Here is an 18,245-nt window from a genome sequence, read left to right as displayed (position 1 = left end):
TGCTCTCTTTTTTATTTTAGGAGGATGAAAAACATTGAAATTAAAAATTAAAGGTAAAGAATATTCGTTTAAATTTGGCACTAAATTTGTACGTGAATTAGACAAAGTGATGCCTTTCATCGATGGAAATATGGAATTCGGAATGGGACTCTCAGCAAAAGTCTTACCGGAATTACGTTCTTATAATGTCAACACGTTGTCACGAGTCTTAGAAATAGCAAATAGAACAGAAGAAGAAACTATTACGTTGGATGAAATGGATGATTACATCGATGAAGTTAAAGACATCGAAAAATTGTTTGATGAAGTCCTAAAAGAATTGGCGGAGTCGAACGCGGGAAAGTTAGCGGTCCGAAACCTGAATCAGAAATTGAAAGAAGCGGAAAAACAACAAGCGGAATAGATTCTGCACTGGCATACGAACAAATTCTTATCAATTCTTTTCGATATTTGGGAATGACCAATATCTCAGATATCGAAAGAATGACGTTATATGAATACAACATTCGTATGACTGCAGCCCAGTTATCTTGGCTTGACAAAGAAAAGTTGATTCACGAATTAGCGTGGGCAAATCAGCAAGTCCAAGCGGAGAAAAAAGTAGGCAAAAAGACAGTTCCTGTATATCGATCCTTTGAAGAATTCTTCAATTATCAAAAAATCGAAGATTCAATCATGGGAGTTTCCGAACTTTCAAAACAAGATAAAAAATTCCAAAGCTTACTAACTAAAGCTAACTCTTGAGGAAAGGAGGAAAATCATGGAACAATTTTCTGTTGAAGCCTTATTAAAAGCCACAGATAGTGGATTTGTAAAGACTTTTAAAGATGCGCAAGATGCTGTTAAGACTTTTGAAGAGAAATCAAATAGTATGACAACCGCTGTAGGTAAAGTGATGCAAGGTACTGGTGCCGCAATGACAAAGTATATTACCACTCCTCTTATAGGAGTAGGCGTAGCAGCTGCTAAAGTTGGTGGCGACTTCGAAGAACAAATGAGTCGTGTAAAAGCTATATCAGGAGCAACAGGCGACACATTTGAACAGATGAAACAGCAAGCGATTGATCTAGGAGCAAAAACTGCTTTTAGCGCAAAAGAATCGGCTGCCGGCATGGAAAATCTTGCTTCTGCTGGATTTAGCGCACAAGAAATCATGAAAGCAATGCCGGGTCTTTTAGACTTAGCAGCTGTATCTGGAGGGGATGTGGCTCTAGCTTCTGAAAATACTGCTACTGCTTTGAGAGGATTTGGTTTAGAAGCAAGTGAAGCAGGACATGTCGCTGATGTATTTGCTCGTGCTGCTGCGGATACCAATGCTGAAGTTAGAGACATGGGAGAGGCATTGAAGTATGTTGCTCCTGTAGCCAATTCAATGGGTATTTCTTTGGAAGAAACTGCAGCAGCTATTGGTATTATGAGTGACGCAGGTATTAAGGGTTCTCAAGCAGGTACAACGTTGCGAGGAGCATTGTCTAGGTTAGCAAGGCCAACAAAGGCTATGCAAGATACAATGGATAATTTAGGTGTTTCGTTTTATGATGCTGACGGTAAAATGAAACCTTTAAAAACTCAAGTAGAATTACTTAAAAAAGCTTTTGAAGGCCTGACGCCTGAACAACAACAAAATGCTTTAGTAACACTATATGGGCAAGAATCATTATCAGGGATGATGGCTTTGATTGATAAAGGACCTGATTCATTGGGCAAATTAACAAAATCTCTGAAAGATTCTGATGGTGCAGCTGACGATATGGCTCGGACCATGCAAGATAATATGAATTCTTCCATCGAGCAAATGTTTGGAGCTTTTGAGTCAGCAGCTATTGTAATTCAAAAGATTCTAGCACCATCCATCAAAAAAGTAGCAGATGCCATATCCGGCTTAGTAGAAAAATTTGTAAGTGCTCCAGAATCAACTCAAAAATTAGTAGTGGCCATAGGAGCAATTGTCGCTGCTATAGGACCGTTAATTTTTATGATTGGTTCAGTAATTATATGGATCAATAGGGTAAAAGTAGCTTTTAAAGCTTTAAGTGAAAGTTCAAAATTGTTTAGTGGATTAAGTAAAGCAATGGGTCTTCTTACAAATCCGGTTTTTCTGGTTATAGCTGCGGTAGCACTACTCGTTGTAGGTTTCATCTATCTTTGGAATACGAGTGAAGATTTTAGAAACTTTTGGATTGGCTTATGGGAGGGAATCAAGTCTGCTGTAAGCTCGGCAGTAGAATGGATTCAGAACGCATGGAAATCTACAGGAGAATGGTTTAACAATTTATGGAAGTCCATCAAAGAAGGTGCAGACAATGTTTGGACTACAATTCAAGAAGCCCCTGGAAAAGCGGCAGATTGGATCAAGAATAAATGGACTGAAACAAAAGAGTTCTTTTCGAGTATATGGGATGGCATCAAAGAAGCTGCCAGTTCCGCTTGGGAAGGAATTGTAAACATTCTAGCACCGTATGTTATTGCCATAAAAAATGTCTTTCAGCCAATGATTGATTTCTTTACGAACCTATGGTCTCAAATTGGATCAATCGCAGGATCTGCATGGGAAATTATAAAAACTGCTGTAATGGGTCCAATTCTACTTTTGATTGATTTGATAACAGGCAATTTTAATCAGCTAAAAGAAGATGCTTCGATGCTGTGGACTACATTAACCACAAATATCCAAAACATTATCACAACATTTGTAGATATAGTTGTAGGTTATTACACATCCTTAAAGGATACTGTTATAAATATCTGGAATGTGTTAACTTCTACTATCAAAGATGTGTGGAATTCTTTTACTACATGGATCAAAGAGACAACTAACAATATTGTAAATAGTATTAAACAGGGATGGAGCAACCTAAAACAAGGGACAATCGATCTGTTTAATAATATGATTCAAGGAGCGAAAGATTTATGGAATTCTTTCAAAGCTTGGTTTATTAATCTAGTTATTGGAACTAAGGACAACATCATTCAGGGATGGGAAAACCTAAAACAAGGTACTATAGATACTTTCAACAATTTAGTAAATGGTGCTCAAGAGGCATGGGATAATTTAGTAAATGCTGTTAGTGATACGGTGGATAGAGTAACTGACTGGTTTGATAACTTGAAAAATATCGACTTATTAGCAGCCGGAAAAGCCATCATGGATAGTTTTCTAGAAGGGTTACAAAATGCATGGAAATCTGTGCAAGATTTTGTTGGAGGTATTGGTGATTGGATTCGTGAACACAAAGGACCTATCCAATACGATAGAAAGCTATTGATTCCAGCTGGTCAGGCTATTATGAATGGTCTGCATAAAGGTCTGATGGGAGGATTCAATGATGTACAGAATACTGTTGGAGGTATGGCGGACTTTATTGCGGAACTTTTCAATGCAAATCCTGATGTAGATATAGCTGCAAATCTGAAAAATGCAAATAAAAACATTGGTGCACAAGTTGAACATAAAGTAAATATGGGCGGCTCTACTAAACCAGCTGTATTTAAATTCAATCTTGGAACACAATCGTTTAGATTGTTTGTGGACGATATTTCACAAGCTATGGGCGAAGGTGCAGACATTAATCTAGAATTTTAGGAGGGAATATTTTGGATCAGCGAGAAAATAAAATGTACTCATTCAAAGATACAACTATTAATCTCAATAGTTCTAAACGATTCCTTCCGACGTCTGCCATGATGTACGATGGAATGTATTTAGAAGATTTGATTGAGGGTTATCAAACACTTACGGTGGAAGGTAGAGAAATGCTTTCTATAGAAGTTGAACAGCAAGAGATACAAATTGGTTCAATCATTACAAATCAGAAAATACCTTCAAGAACACTAAAAATAACATACAAGTTGGAAGACAGAGATCCAGAAAAACTACAGTTTAAATTCAAAGAGCTGTTGAATTATTTATACCGGAATGAAGACGTGGAAATTAGGTTTCATGATGAATTAGATTTTTATTACTACGGTCGCTATACATCAACTGATACTGTTCCAGGAGACTCCAACTCTATTATTTCAAGTTTTAATGTATTCTGTGCGGACCCACTAAAGTATACAAAAGAATGTGTTAGTGATGGCTATATTGGAAATCCGATACAGTTTCCTATAACACCAAGAAAAATTGAAGTCACTTTATCTATGAATAATTCAATCAAAATTACAAACGGAGAACAAAATATCACGATAACTGATGCGGCAATAAAAACAGGAGACGTGTTGGTTTTTGATTTTTCCGATGAGCAGGTAACTGTAAACGGAGAAGATTGTACTTCTATGATTGATTTAGAAAGTGATTTTGAGAACTTTTATCTTAAGCAAGGTCAGAAGATAACTAGCAATAATGGGAAGCTTAAAATATTCTATAGGGGGGCGACAATTTGAGTGAGACAGTTTATTTCTTTGATCACTTGCAAAAACTTATTAAAAGAAAAAATACAAGAAGTTTGATTGAAGTCTCCCAAGAAAAAGAAATTAGTTCTGATAAGAGCGATCTAATGAAAGATACTCTTTACGTTACGACAAAATATGATAAAGAAATAGAAGATGCAAGATATATGGCGATTCGTGAAAACGAGTCGTCTTTTTCGTTGTATCGAATTACTAAAGTGAGCGACCCATCTGAAACATTAGAGTTTACAGGGTTAGGATTTGCAACGAATGAATTAGATGCTTACATCATCAAAGATATTAGACCGAGTGGGCAGCCCTTAAAAAATGTCCTTGATCGATTGATTGAATTTACTGAAGGAAATTGGCGCGTTGGTCACGTAGAAGCAATGTTACCAACAGTAACTGCAACTTTTTACTATGTCTCTGTAAAAGAAGCGTTGAAAGAATTGCAAACCTTAGGTATGGAATTTGTCTTTAGGTGTTCTTTGAATTCTGATGGAATAAAGGATAAATGGATCGAAGTATATGAACAAATTGGTGAAGAATCGAATACACGTTTTGTATATGGTAGTAAAGCATTAACAGTTGTAAGAGAGATAGATAGAAGCTCAATCTCAACTTCAATGATAGGTCGTGGGCGAGGCGAAGAGGTTGGTGACGGATACGGTAGAAGAATTGAATTCACTGATGTTGAATGGAAAAAGTCGAATGGTGATCCTTTAGATAAGCCTAAAGGCCAAAATTGGCTTGAAGATCCGGAAGCAACTCAAAAGTATGGGATACCACAAAAAGATGGATCAATGAGAAAACGAGAAACCGTAGTAGTGTTTGATGATATAGATGATCCAACAGAATTACTTAAAAATACTTATTCAACCTTAATCGATTCTGCTAGACCGTTAGTACAATTCAAAGCTGAAGTCACTGGAGGAGATGTGATAGGAAATACAGTGACTATTCACAGATACGATAAAGGTTATCACTATAAAACTCGTATTTATAAAACTACATTCAATCGGCTTACCGGTCAAACGAATATCGAACTAGGGGATAATTTAACACAAGATGTTAGAAAACAAACGGCTTCTATTGTCAATAATATTAATAGTTTAGAATCTAGCAAAATGACATTTTACGAATCGACAGAGATTGGAAAATATCAAGATGACATTATGCGAGGCGCAGGAGATAATGGCGGTTCTATTTATTGGGTAAATGGAATTGAAGCTGGTGTTAGTGATAGTAGAGAAATCTATGAAACTGTTTATATGGATGGACCTAACATTCATGGATCACGCTTTTTTATGGTCCAAAATAACTCAGGAATATCTTTCAAACAGTGTAAGAAAGGTGAATGGAAAACAATCCAAGATGTACACAATGGCGATAGTACGACTGCGTGGACGTTGGATGGAACTTTCAATGCTAATTTTATTAAAGCAGGAATTCTTTCCGGCATTCTCGTGCAAGGGGTAGCTTTAAAGACATTGGATGATAAAGATTTCCAATTAGTGGCAGAAGGAGGACAACTTTCTTTTGAAAAAAAGGTCATTTCAACTGGGCTTGACGATGTTCACGGAGAATCGCTTGGATCCATCGTAGCAACTTATGGTGGCGGAAAAATAAATGGGTTTGCTGTATGGAAAGAACCAAACTATATTTTTTCCATTAACGCTGGGGACGGCGGCGATCGAGGAAATCCTGTTTTTCAAATTCCAGCAGATGTTACTGCTGATAAGCGTAAATATAATCTTTACGGTGATGGTAAATTTTCAGAAGGGAATATAACCATGGATGGCCGTCTAGATGTCAAAGAATTATATGTGAATGGCGTTAAAATCGATACAAACGGTGGAGACAATAATGGAGGAGACAATACTGGAGGAAACGATAACGGTTGGAATGGACAATATCCACCAGAAGTAACTACTGATCGGGATAAACGTTATTGGCAGATTTGGGCAATGGCAATAGGTGCTGGCTTTACTAAACAAGCTGCTGCAGCCTTACTTGGAAATGCACAAGGAGAATCAGATGCAGACCCTAAAGCAGATGAGGGCAATGGCGCACCAGGATTCGGTTATGGTGTATGGCAATGGACGGATTCCACAGGCGCAACTAGCGGACGTGTTTACATGATCAATTTAATGACAAAGGCTGGCATCAGTGATGATCCAGACACGATCGCGGCGCAGTTCAAATTGTTGATGTGGCATGCACCAAATGGTCAATGGATCGCAACTAGCGCTTATCCTTATACATGGACACAATTCATGAATCTGACCGATATCAACATCGCAGCACAAGCATTCGTGGCTAACTTTGAACGTCCACGTGATCCACATCCAGAACGGACGACATGGGCACAAGAATGGTATGACAAGTTCAAAGATTTAGAAATTCCTGCATCGAAAGGGTATATAAAACCAATTGCGGATCCAATCACAGTGACGAGCGAATTTGGCTGGCGCACTTCTCCAATTACAGGCGCGCAAGAATTTCATAACGGTATTGACCTTGTAAATGGAAATCCTAATACACCTATTTTTGCATCAGCAGACGGCGAAGTGATTGTTGCAGGTGATGCAAATTACTTTGACTGGTATGGAAATTGGACAGTGATCAAACACGCTGATGGAATGTATACAGGCTATGCACATCAAAGCCGTGTGGATGTCTCAAAAGGTCAAAAAGTAACTGCTGGTCAGCAAATTGGACTGATGGGGACAACGGGACCATCAACTGGAGAACATCTTCATTTCCAATTTATGGATGAATTTTATCCATCTTCTTCTGGTCATTTCCATAATGCAAGAGACTACATCGATTTCTAAAGGAGGGATAGTCGTGGCAGAAACGCAGCATAAAATGGTCCTATCCACCACCGAACCAAATAACGGAATAAATTTGGTTCGAATTCGGCAAGGGGATGTTTTAACCCAAAAGTTCGTTGTTGAAGTGGTGGAACATGGCAAACTAAAAACATTCGATGGCCTAGTGCCATTTTTTATTAATACAACAAAATTTGGCGAAAACCAACCTGTTGAACAAAAAGTACAAGAATACAGTCCAGCACAAGCAAGGCTTGTTTACACGTTAAGCGAGCCTGACTGGCAATGGGGCGGTGAAAACATCGCACATTTCAGTTTCCGATCACTTAATGGTGATGGAACTTGGAGTGAACAATTTAGCACACAAGATTTTACCTATCGAGTCATTTCTGGAATATCTAGAAGCCAGTTACGTGATTCTGGCTATGTGTGGACCTTTGAGGATTTGCTAAGAAAATTCAAAGATTACATGGATCAGGGCAAAAATGACTGGGAGCAGTGGTTAGAAGATAATCGTGAAATACTGGAAAATATCGATCCAGGTGGTACGATTATCAACATTTTGAATGAAGCCAAAGGAGATTATGACAGTTTAGCCGATCGCTTAAACGATATGCAAAATAAAACTTTCAGCATTCCTATAGGCGCGGAGCAAGTGCCAATTCGTAAGGATAAACATTTCTACGATAACGGATCATACAAAACAATCGTTCCGTTAAACCTAGATGAAGTTATCGCACAAGCGGACAAAACGAAGTTTAATATGGGATTTATGACGGATATTCACACCGACGCTCACAACATGTATACAGAACCATTTAACACCAAGATAAAACACGAGCGTCGATGGAATATAGTCGGACAATTCCGATCGCTAGAAGCATTTACAGACGTGATGGTGTATGGTGGCGATAATATCGACGGATACAGCGGTGCGACAGCGCAAGGTATTTATCCTTACACAGCTAAAGAAAGACGCGCGAAAAACTTACATGTAGCAAAACGATTCGCTAGCGTGGCAACAGCCGGTGCAAAAGTTCCTGTCATTTTGTGTCAAGGCAATCACGAGACTGGTAAAATTCCATTTTCGGACGACGGACGTACGCCGCAAGATTCGTTGACAGGCGCAGACCTTAGCGAAATCAATAACGGCAGTTACGGCGCTACATTGTTCCCAGAAAAGAAAATCGCTATCTATCGAATCAACACGGACGATTTCAGTAATGCTGTAGACTCTCAGGGTAAGTTTTTAGAGTACTCTGGTTACAATAAAGGCGAAAGCTTTTCTGCGGGTAAACTAGGGCAAACGCAACTAGATGAGTTCGGACGTTGGTTAGAACAACTAGACAGAAACTATCATGTAGTTATTGTGGGTCATGTACCAATGGAAAGAGAAAATGATGTAGCCAACGTGACGAAATTCGCTACTTTACTAGACGGATTCAAACAAGGTATAAGCGTAACGATTGACTATAACACGTTGATCGGTCACAACCCTAATCCAATAGGACCATGTACTTATAACTTCGCGACTAAAGGAAGTGGAACAGTCGTGGCAATCTTCGCTGGTCATTGGCACTACGAGACAGTGAAACAATTAGGAACAACGCAAATCATCGTTTGTACGACAGGTTATTGCGAGCCGGAAAATTACGATACGGACAAAGAAGCAGGCTTTGCGAATGTGCAAATTGATACCATAAAACGGACCATTAAATTGCAAGGTGTAGGGCACTACACAAGTAGGGATTTCACGTACTAAGGAGGTTTAAGCAGTGGACAAAGAAATAAAAAAATTACAAAATTCAGTCAACTGGATTTTACAGCAACTAGAAATTCATTTTGATGGAACACCGCAACAAGCGCACGTAGACGCTACATCCATGAATGCCGGATTTTGTACACCAGAGATTGCGATGAACGCGCGTGGGATTGCTCTAAAAGAAAATGAATTGAATAAAGAATACCCTAGCATTTACGATGTGCCACCTGGTTTTTATGCAACCACTAATCAATGGTACGACAATGGACAAGTTACAATGTTTAGTAGCGGTTCAATTATGATGCTTGGTGTCATGCAAGAACATAACCAACGCAAATTGATATGGATATCGGATGGTTATGGCGGTAATATCTACATCGCGCGCACGCATAACGATGATAACGGATATAATAGCCCAGGTTTCCGTAAAGTTGTAACAACTTTTGAGCTATTCAAAGGCGAAAAGCACGGCGTAGGTACAACAATAGACTTAAAAGATAGCATGAAACACTATAGTTCCATGCGCATTCACATTCAAGGGTGGGGTGGGCAAGTGTACGAAGCAAATAACGTGGAAGGCCCAGTTATTATGTTCAGCAACTTATATGACGATGCTGGCGGGTTAGAATTGTATGAGTTGAAACTAGAACGCGTGACAGATACACGCTATAAAATTGCGCGTTCGGCTACGGCATCTATCACTAGCGCAATGAACTACCACCAAGACGAAAATGCAGGGATAAAAATCACGAAAATTGAAGGTGTTAAGTAGGAAGGAGGGATTGATTTGGCAGACAGAAAAGTTGGTGAGATCACCGTACCTACAGAACCAGTTAGTCGTGCCACCAAGATTACAGGCTTTACTTTTAAATCCTATGATAAAAATGCTGGCGTATTACAATTTAATATTGAAAATCAAGACGGAAGTCCGACCGATTTAATCGATGCGACTGTTCGTCTTTTTATGCACATCTATAAAGGGGAAGAGAAAAAGGAGTTCCCAATTTTTGATAATCAGATCATTACTGAAAGCTACATGCAAGGGATTGTAAAATACCGGATTCCTGACATGTTACTTTCTTACGAGGGTAAAGTTGATGCCAATGTTTACATTGATTTTCCAGATGGTAGTCATACGGACAATTTGGCGTTTACTTTTAATATTGAGAAATCTATCATTGATGGCGATGTTCAATTGAATGGAGAATATTATTTTAAGGACTTTCAACAACTACTTGATGGGGTCAAACAAGAGGCGACAGATGCTGTTAACGCAGCATTAACAAATGTGGATTCTACGATTGAAAAGGCAAACCAACAAATAAATGAATTTGTAGAGGGAGCCACACAAGCAATTGATCAAACTGTTGACGAGGTAACAGAGCAACTACAAGCTACTCAAACTAAGATTGATACTGTTTCTCAAAACGTTACATCGGCACAAAACAATCTTAAAGCAGTTGAAGACAAGATGAATCAAACCAATCAGCAAATCGGCGACCTCGGTAAGCTGAAAAAGATGTACAGTAACAGCATCGACTTCGGGGACTATGATTATTCTGGAAGAGCTAACTTAGCACCTAACCTAGATTTTAGCAAGTTTAGCGGTAATGGAATAACAATGACAAAACCATTAGCTTGTTTCAAAGATCACGAAACTTATTTAGAACTAGACAGTAGTGATCCTTCAGCGGTCAATACAAGTAGAACTATATATGTACCAAATTGTTCAGCGTTGCTTCCTAATAATACGTATATTATGACAGTACCAATTATGATAAACGCAGATTTTGACGATTTCAGAACGGCTTTTGTATTAAAAACTAGAGATGGAACTGCATTAGGAACAGTAAACCCACCACGTGAAAATGTAGGGACATGGCAAAACGTGACAAAAGTGTTCACTGTACCAAGCAATCTTAAATTTGATAACACTTACTTACAACTTTGGCAACCTATAGAAGGCAACGGCAAATTATACGTTGGTTATGATATTAAGATTGAGAAAGTGAACTCACCAAGTGACACAGCCACACCATACCAGCCAAATCTACTCGATGCACCGTATTATTTGAGCAAGGTGGCTTTGGGTGAGAATATTGCTGATCCTGCAGTTAAATTTCCAATCTCAAGTAGCAGCGAGGGAATCTATTCAAAAAATGCACTAGAGGATTTTGTTTTAGGTGAAACTTATACTGTGACGATAGGAGCGACTAAGCCTGCCTCACAAACTATTCGGGTTTATTTAGCTCAAAAACAATTCAGTGACTTTAAACCAGTTGAAGGATTGGTTGATACATGGGTCGCCACTGTGTCAATAACTCAGCTAGGGGAAAACACAAAAGGGGTATACCTTTTTCAAACGCCAAATACTTCTTTAGGTTCATGTACCATAAAATGGTTGAAAATTGAAAAAGGCGACACACGAACCCCGAATATTAGTGAATATAAATACTTTGGTGAAGGATTGAAAGACAGCAACAATCCGAACGACTACAGCTGGGACATCACGCCTGAATATGCTGAAAAAGGCTTGAATAATACGGTTAGTTTGACCGAGCCACAGTCAGTTGAAGGTTTAAAAAACTTTGAGGATGGGTTGCAGATTGCAGGTGAAGAAGTTGCGACAGTTGCAGAAAGTACAGGTTGGCTTGCTCTTACACTTGTGGACGGTTTCGAAGTAGCTGAGAATAATCCACCTCAATATAAAATCACATATCAAGCAAATGGTGATAATGAAATTGAGTTTAGAGGTGAGTTCCAACTGACCGGAGGGACAAAATTTACAAAGGATACGAGTTATTATCCATTCGGACGTGCTAATCAAGCTACAAATATACCAAATGAGTTGAAACCTGACCGAACCGCCTTTGGTTACGGCGCAACAAGTACAGGTGTCGGTGGTCGGCTAGCTGTAACCACAACGCCAAATTTTGTATTCATACCTGGCGATTCAGATGGTACTTATTGTTCCATTAGTCCTTTACGGTACACGCAAACAAAAAAATAAAGGAGTGAAATAAATGAAAAACATTTGGAAATATGGACGTACTGGCGGAGAATATGCAGGAAAAGTATTGGACGACATGCTTGTATCCGTTCCTTACACAGATCAGCCGCCGCTTGAAGGGATTCGTGTTGATGGCGAACCGCTAACGATCGCTGATCAGATGTTTGATCCTAAATTGAACCAATGGATTGTTTTAGCGAACACACTGGATCACAACGATTTAAACAATCTCAAAGCGATGTACGAGGCTCTGGAACATGAAAACGGCAATCTAAAACAGTTCAATGCCAAACTCATGCTAAATGATGTAGCAATTAAACAGGAAAATACTGCATTGAAAGAAAAAGCGGATAGTTTAGCACAAATCAATTCAAAAATGATGCTTGCTTCGTTACAAAATAGCAAAGACATTTCAGAAATTAAAGAGCAACTAAATCCAGCTTCAAAGGGAGGTGAGTAGTATGTTTAGTTTTAGCGATGTGAAAATGATGTATGATTGGGGCTGTTTTACTGACGATCAAGTTCGACTATTCGTTCCACTATGCATTACAGACGAAGAAGCAGATAAAATTATTAGCAAAGAAGAGAGCGCATCTTAATTGATGTGCTTTTTATTTTGATTCAAGGAGTTGTCACATGATTAATTTAGGGGAATGGGGAGCGATAGCAGGATCAATAACCGCTATCGTTTCTTTGATTTTATTAGTAATTAGACCGATTGTTGCATCGTTTACAAAAATTACGAAAACACTATCACAAGTGAGTTACAACTTGGAACTATTAACAAAAGATTTAGAATCGAGCAAATCAGATCGATTGATGATTCATGAAGAACTAAAGAAACACGATGAAAGATTAGATTCACATGCAGAAAAATTGGTAGAACACACACAACAAATTAAAACTTTATTTAGGGAAACATCTCGATAAAAATAGAAAGAAGATGAATAAAGATGATCTTACCTGATAAGTATTATCAAGTTATTAAATGGACAGTTTTAACAGTATTGCCAGCTGCATCTGTTTTAGTAGCCACGTTAGGAAAAGCGTATGGATGGAATGGAACAGATATGACAGTACTCACTATCAATGCAGTAGCGACGTTTTTAGGCGTTATCACTGGTGTGTCGGCTTATAATTTGAAAAAATAGGAGGAAACAAATGAAAAAGAAAATTACTATTACTGCGATGAGCCTATTAACGGCTCTTTTTTTATTGCCGATTAATGGGTTTGCCTATACGATTAACAATGAATTTAATTTAGGTGTAAATGAAGGTAGCTCACAAGTAGCAAATAACCAATATATTCTATTGCATGAAACAGCAAACGAAACTGCGACAGGACGAAATGAAGCGCAGTATATGCAACGTTCATGGACTAGTGCTTACACTGCTTACATTGTGGGAGACGGTGGAATTGTTTATCAAGTCGGTCAACCTGGTTATGTACAGTACGGTGCTGGTTCGTATGCTAATGCTAACAGTCCTGTGCAGATTGAGTTACAACACACGCACGACAAAGCAACTTTTGAAAAGAACTATAAAGTATACGTTGAATTGGCTAGAGATTCAGCAATAAAATATGGTATTCCATTAACATTAGACACTCCTTATAACCAACCAGGAATCAAATCGCATTTATGGGTAACGCAAAATATTTGGGGTGATCATACAGATCCTTACGGTTATCTTTCTGAAATGGGCGTAAGTAAAGAAAAATTAGCATATGATTTAGCTCATGGATTTACCGATGAAAATCCGACAACTTCAGATGATAAACCAGTCATTGATCCAACTAGAGCAGGTGCTGCAAATCCTACACTGACAGATGGAACAAATTACGCCCACATTGATCAGTTCGGAGAAATCGAAAACGCAAACTTGCATGTAGCTGGATGGCACATTGCTAATTATAAATACGAGTATATTTTCATTATGGACTACAATACTGGGAAAGAATTAGCTCGAGTAAGAGCTGATGGAATTTATAGACCGGATGTAAATCAAGCTTATAATACTTCTGGAAATGTTGGTTATCATGTATCTTTCAATATGCGTGATTTCCCTAATAAGAAAGTCTATGTAATGATGCGGGCAACGAATGATCCAGAAGGAAACACTAAAGGTGGAGCGCAAGATTTTCATGACAAGCGTTGGTATTTAAATATTCCGCAACGATAAAAAAATAGCCCCTCGATGAGGGGCAGTACATATTATGTAACTTTTCCTAATCAATAAAAAATTCATTAGTGGGTATAGCCATACTAACATTTGAATCTCTTACTTGGCCTGTATGGCAGAAACCAAGAGATTCATAAAAACCACGGACATCAGGTTCGCTTTGAACTGTGATCAAACAAGCTCCTATATTACTTAGTAGCGCAGTTTTTATAAATAAAAAGACATAATACATCATCTCTTGACCTAAATGTTGCGCTTGATAAGGTCCGTTAACGGCAAAGTGGTGTATTTGTATACCAGGAATTGATTTACGGTAAACTGGGTTTTTCCAATTAGTTAATACATCTTGTAATTTGGATTTTTTTGTAATCAATACACGATCAGTAGTTAAAGAGAAAAACCTAGTAAGTAGGTTTCTTTACCTTTTGGGGTTACAAACATTAAATAAGTCTTTGTAATTCCATATTGTAAATCTTCTAGTGCTTCGTTTTTTAAGTAAGAATCAATATGAGCTTTTCCAGAAGAAAAAGCCTCTACTAAGGCTCTTTCTTTGTCATCGATATTTGATATTTTTTTAAATTCAACTTTATCATCAAGTAACATATCTGCCTCGTTCTATACCTCGTATTTTACACCATCAACATTTATTGTTTTTATTTTCTTCATGCCAGCTAATGTATTAGCGATTTTTGAGTTTGAAGGAACTTTTTTGTTTTTATATATATCGTCTAGAAATTTGCTACACTCTTTTTCTGAATTGAAAACTAATTCAGTGTTTTTAATAGTGGTAGCCATAAAATCACTCCTCACTATATTGATTTTTTATGTACATATAGTATACCAACTTAGAATCTCAGAGTAAACATAAATCACTTGACAATTTTAAATATGTTTATTAGCATATTTAGACTTCTAACATGTTGAATATTCTAGTTTTTAATTTGAAACTGTGTAATAATAAATATGCCATCACAACAAAGAATGAAACCCATTATTATCTAGTCTATGTCCATTCTTTTTGTTTGCAGTAGTTGTGATGGCTTTCCGTACTCTTAGCTTAGTTGGTTAGAGCAGACGGCTCATAACCGTCCGGTCGTAGGTTCGAGTCCTACAGGGTATATATAGTAAAAGCATTCAACTTGTTAAATGGTTGAATGCTTTTTTTGTTGTTATTAAAAAATAAAATATTAAGATACATACCCGAATTTCATACCCGAAAAACAAAAAATGTCATCACGTACACTCTTTTCGAAACTACCGAAGTAGCCAAGAATGTACTGATGACGTGGGTTTGGCACCCAATGGGCCGTGAGGGGCTCGAACCCGCGACCCGCTGATTAAGAGTCAGCTGCTCTACCAACTGAGCTAACGGCCCATACAAAAAGTACTTAATAATAGTAGCACTAAGAATTTTAAAATGCAAGACTACATTTAAAGAAAATCAGAAAAATCTTTACTTCCTTATAGGAAATCATTCATAGATTATTCACATTTGCTCGTTATTATATAAGCATACCAACAAACAAAGTTCTTGCAAGAGAACAAACCCTAACACTTTTTTCATTTTTTACTCCTTTCCCGCCGTCTCCCCGGCGGGTCTCCTGTTCTTAACGATAAAAGACAAGAAGGCTTGGCCTTCTTGTTTTTTTGCTTTTATAAAATTCCATTAATTAAATCATCTAGTTCAAATAACTAGATTGAATGTTTATGGTAACTTTGGTATCATGTTAATGAAATGAAAAAAGGAGCGATTACGATGGAAAAAATGCGTCAGCAATTAATGGAGTGGGGAAAAGAACTGGAAACATTCCGTCTGCCTCACTGGGAAGAGCTCCCCGACCTAGAACTTTATATGGATCAAGTCAGAACGTTAGTTGATCGTTATCTTTCACCTGTGATACAAGGAGAAAAGCATCCATTGCTAACCTCCTCTATGGTAAACAACTACGTTAAACTGGGTTTGATACCAGCACCAGTTAAAAAAAGATACAACAAAGAACATGTAGCATTTTTACTTGCAATCACTACATTGAAACAAGTATTGACTATTCCTGAAATCAAAGAAGGAATATTGTTCCAAGGAAAAACAGTGGGGATTCGTGAAGCTTATAATCTATTCTGTGATGAACAAGAAGCAGCTGTATGGATGGTCAGCCAATTAGCACAAGGCAAATCCCATCCCCAAAAATTCGATCAGGCGACCCCTGTAGAATATATTGCTGTAAGAGCAGCAACTTTATCGTTTGCAATGAAACTTCTTGCGGAAAAAACGATTGTTCTAGAAACCGAATACTTAAAAGAGGAGAAAACAAATGAAAAATGATAAAATCGCGATTTTAGTAGATTCTGGTACGGACGTGCCAGAAGAATTGATAAAAAAATATGAGATGTACATGATTCCTTTGAAAATTATTTATAAAGATCAGGTATATACAGATAAAATAGATATTACACCTGAAGAAATCTATCAACGTTTGCCAGAGGAAATTCCAGGTACATCTTTGCCTGATGGTGAGTCGATCACAGAAATCTTTGAGCAAATCAAAAAAGATGGTTATGAAAAAGTACTTGCGGTAACGATTTCCAGCGGATTGAGCGGGACGTATAACGTGGTTCGTTTGATTGCAGAACAGCAAGAAGAACTAGAAGCGTATGTACTAGATACGAAAAATATCGGTATTGGTGCGGGTTTTTCTGCAATACAAGCAGCGAAATGGCTAGAAGACGGTGTCGAGTGGAATCAGCTGATCAGTAATTTGAATGAATTAGTCGAAAGAACAAAAGTTTTCTTTAATGTTGCGACATTGGAATATCTCCAAAAAGGTGGACGGATTGGTTTGGTTGCTTCTATTTTAGGAACCGCTTTAAAGCTTAACCCAATCATCTCCTGTAATGATGAAGGAATCTATTACACAGTAGGAAAAGCTAGAGGGCGTAAAAAAAGTTTGGATAAGACGGTTGCTTATGTCAAAGAAAAAATCGGCAATGCTAAGGTTTTTAACTTAGCCGTTGCCCACGGTGATGCGAAAGAAGAAGCGATTGAAATGGAAGCGAGGCTCAAAAGAGAGTTCCCGCAAGCAAACCAAATCTACTTTGGTCAAATTTCTCCGGCATTAGTAGTCCATACTGGTCCGGGATTATTAGGTGTCGGCGTCCAAGCTTTAGAAGGATAAATCAAAAAAAGGAAGACAATGAGGTGAAAATCAGTGTTTTCCTTTTTTTATTGAAGTTAGAACAAAAAAAGAAAGTATTTTGCACTCCCATGTTAATTTTCTCTTTTGTTTTATAGGCAAAGATGAAACAAAACCAGAAATACGGTATAATGAAAAGGTGTGACAATAATATATAAGAGGTGGCTCTTTATGAAAAAAGTTTTAGTTGTCGATGATGAGAAGCCGATTTCGGATATCGTCAAATTCAATTTAGCCAAAGAAGGCTATGATGTTTATACTGCATATGATGGGGAAGAAGCCTTGGAAAAAGTTGCTGAGGTAGAACCTGATTTGATTTTACTTGATTTGATGCTACCTAAAATGGACGGCTTAGAAGTGGCTCGTGAGGTACGCAAAACGTATGACATGCCAATCATTATGGTAACAGCCAAAGATTCTGAAATTGATAAAGTCCTAGGCTTAGAATTAGGCGCGGATGACTACGTGACTAAGCCATTTTCCAATCGAGAATTAGTGGCAAGGGTCAAAGCGAATCTTCGTCGTGGTGCCACGGCTACGAGGGAACCAGAAGATGCAGCTCCTGCGGAATTGACGATTGGTGATTTGACCATCCATCCAGAAGCTTACATGGTGACGAAACGAGGAGAAACAATCGAGTTGACACATCGTGAATTCGAACTACTCTTTTACTTGGCGAAGCACCTTGGGCAAGTGATGACAAGAGAACATTTATTACAAACGGTTTGGGGCTATGATTATTTTGGAGATGTACGAACAGTGGATGTAACTGTACGTCGGTTGCGCGAGAAGATCGAAGATAATCCAAGCCATCCAAATTATTTAGTGACACGTCGTGGTGTCGGTTACTATTTGCGTAACCCAGAACAGGAGTAATT

At 38.1% G+C, this 18,245-nt stretch carries 19 protein-coding genes and 2 tRNA genes; 17 read left to right on the top strand and 4 right to left on the bottom strand.

The genetic code is table 11. The features are described 5' to 3' along the window. Nucleotides 1-34: 34 nt before the first annotated feature. The 13 genes from IGK53_RS10690 to IGK53_RS10630 are packed head-to-tail and all read left to right on the top strand — an operon-like array spanning nucleotide 35 to nucleotide 14,176. Nucleotides 35-403, top strand: a complete 369-nt coding sequence (locus IGK53_RS10690; RefSeq protein WP_002293018.1) for a tail assembly chaperone — start codon at nucleotides 35-37, stop codon at nucleotides 401-403. 53 nt (nucleotides 404-456) lie between these two features. Further along, nucleotides 457-744 (top strand): hypothetical protein, encoded by a 288-nt coding sequence (locus IGK53_RS10685; protein ID WP_002318903.1) that lies wholly within the window; start codon nucleotides 457-459, stop codon nucleotides 742-744. A gap of 16 nt (nucleotides 745-760) precedes the next feature. After that, on the top strand, nucleotides 761-3,583 hold the full coding sequence (locus IGK53_RS10680; RefSeq protein WP_430604750.1) for a phage tail tape measure protein: 2,823 nt from the start codon (nucleotides 761-763) through the stop codon (nucleotides 3,581-3,583). 11 nt (nucleotides 3,584-3,594) lie between these two features. Then, a complete protein-coding gene (locus tag IGK53_RS10675; protein ID WP_256664611.1) occupies nucleotides 3,595-4,383 on the top strand; it encodes a distal tail protein Dit in 789 nt (262 codons plus the stop codon). Then, a complete protein-coding gene (locus IGK53_RS10670) occupies nucleotides 4,380-7,226 on the top strand; it encodes a phage tail spike protein (RefSeq protein WP_430604749.1) in 2,847 nt (948 codons plus the stop codon). Before IGK53_RS10675 ends, IGK53_RS10670 begins: the two co-directional genes overlap by 4 nt. 13 nt (nucleotides 7,227-7,239) lie before the next feature. Beyond that, nucleotides 7,240-8,985, top strand: coding sequence for a BppU family phage baseplate upper protein (locus IGK53_RS10665; protein ID WP_430604747.1), 1,746 nt, complete (start codon nucleotides 7,240-7,242; stop codon nucleotides 8,983-8,985). A gap of 13 nt (nucleotides 8,986-8,998) precedes the next feature. Continuing rightward, complete coding sequence (locus IGK53_RS10660; RefSeq protein WP_430604746.1) at nucleotides 8,999-9,757, top strand: hypothetical protein; 759 nt, start codon at nucleotides 8,999-9,001, stop codon at nucleotides 9,755-9,757. A 15-nt stretch (nucleotides 9,758-9,772) separates the two neighbouring features. Further along, a complete protein-coding gene (locus IGK53_RS10655; RefSeq protein ID WP_430604744.1) occupies nucleotides 9,773-11,995 on the top strand; it encodes a BppU family phage baseplate upper protein in 2,223 nt (740 codons plus the stop codon). A 13-nt stretch (nucleotides 11,996-12,008) separates the two neighbouring features. Further along, a complete protein-coding gene (locus IGK53_RS10650) occupies nucleotides 12,009-12,455 on the top strand; it encodes a hypothetical protein (protein WP_430604743.1) in 447 nt (148 codons plus the stop codon). 1 nt (nucleotide 12,456) lies between these two features. After that, nucleotides 12,457-12,594, top strand: coding sequence for an XkdX family protein (locus tag IGK53_RS10645; RefSeq protein WP_002290625.1), 138 nt, complete (start codon nucleotides 12,457-12,459; stop codon nucleotides 12,592-12,594). A 37-nt stretch (nucleotides 12,595-12,631) separates the two neighbouring features. Further along, nucleotides 12,632-12,925, top strand: a complete 294-nt coding sequence (locus IGK53_RS10640) for a hypothetical protein (protein WP_087663816.1) — start codon at nucleotides 12,632-12,634, stop codon at nucleotides 12,923-12,925. 23 nt (nucleotides 12,926-12,948) lie between these two features. Then, nucleotides 12,949-13,146, top strand: a complete 198-nt coding sequence (locus IGK53_RS10635) for a phage holin (protein WP_002302122.1) — start codon at nucleotides 12,949-12,951, stop codon at nucleotides 13,144-13,146. 10 nt (nucleotides 13,147-13,156) lie between these two features. After that, entirely contained in the window at nucleotides 13,157-14,176 is a 1,020-nt protein-coding gene (locus tag IGK53_RS10630; RefSeq protein ID WP_430604741.1) for a peptidoglycan recognition protein family protein, read from the top strand. A 46-nt stretch (nucleotides 14,177-14,222) separates the two neighbouring features. On the opposite strand, the gene IGK53_RS10625 is transcribed toward IGK53_RS10630, so the two are convergent. The 3 genes from IGK53_RS10625 to IGK53_RS10615 are packed head-to-tail and all read right to left on the bottom strand — an operon-like array spanning nucleotide 14,223 to nucleotide 14,971. After that, on the bottom strand, nucleotides 14,223-14,549 hold the full coding sequence (locus IGK53_RS10625) for a GNAT family N-acetyltransferase (RefSeq protein WP_430604740.1): 327 nt from the start codon (nucleotides 14,547-14,549) through the stop codon (nucleotides 14,223-14,225). Nucleotides 14,550-14,563: 14 nt separating this feature from the next. Next, on the bottom strand, nucleotides 14,564-14,779 hold the full coding sequence (locus IGK53_RS10620) for a hypothetical protein (RefSeq protein WP_430604739.1): 216 nt from the start codon (nucleotides 14,777-14,779) through the stop codon (nucleotides 14,564-14,566). A 12-nt stretch (nucleotides 14,780-14,791) separates the two neighbouring features. Next, nucleotides 14,792-14,971 (bottom strand): hypothetical protein, encoded by a 180-nt coding sequence (locus IGK53_RS10615; RefSeq protein WP_002336352.1) that lies wholly within the window; start codon nucleotides 14,969-14,971, stop codon nucleotides 14,792-14,794. Nucleotides 14,972-15,222: 251 nt separating this feature from the next. Between IGK53_RS10615 and IGK53_RS10610 the strand changes: the two genes are divergently transcribed. Next, a tRNA-Ile gene (locus IGK53_RS10610) sits at nucleotides 15,223-15,296 on the top strand. Nucleotides 15,297-15,478: 182 nt separating this feature from the next. Here IGK53_RS10610 and IGK53_RS10605 read toward each other — a convergent pair. Then, nucleotides 15,479-15,551 (bottom strand) — tRNA-Lys (locus IGK53_RS10605). 381 nt (nucleotides 15,552-15,932) lie between these two features. Between IGK53_RS10605 and IGK53_RS10600 the strand changes: the two genes are divergently transcribed. The 3 genes from IGK53_RS10600 (at nucleotide 15,933) to yycF (ending at nucleotide 18,243) form a co-directional block, all read left to right on the top strand. After that, on the top strand, nucleotides 15,933-16,499 hold the full coding sequence (locus IGK53_RS10600) for a DUF1836 domain-containing protein (protein WP_002290590.1): 567 nt from the start codon (nucleotides 15,933-15,935) through the stop codon (nucleotides 16,497-16,499). Beyond that, nucleotides 16,489-17,349: a DegV family protein gene (locus IGK53_RS10595; RefSeq protein WP_002290591.1), complete on the top strand. Its 861-nt coding sequence runs from the start codon at nucleotides 16,489-16,491 to the stop codon at nucleotides 17,347-17,349. The genes IGK53_RS10600 and IGK53_RS10595 overlap by 11 nt, the downstream gene beginning before the upstream one ends. Before the next feature lie 189 nt (nucleotides 17,350-17,538). Then, the gene (yycF, locus tag IGK53_RS10590; protein ID WP_002290592.1) at nucleotides 17,539-18,243 is read left to right on the top strand and encodes a response regulator YycF; all 705 of its coding nucleotides are present in this window, start codon (nucleotides 17,539-17,541) and stop codon (nucleotides 18,241-18,243) included. Nucleotides 18,244-18,245 lie beyond the last annotated feature (2 nt).

Origin of the sequence: Enterococcus sp. DIV1224, assembly GCF_050555455.1 — a bacterium.
Taxonomy (GTDB): Bacteria; Bacillota; Bacilli; order Lactobacillales; family Enterococcaceae; genus Enterococcus_B; species Enterococcus_B lactis.
The sequence above is the reverse complement of the archived record's forward strand: the minus strand, read 5'-3'. Positions and strand labels throughout refer to the sequence as shown.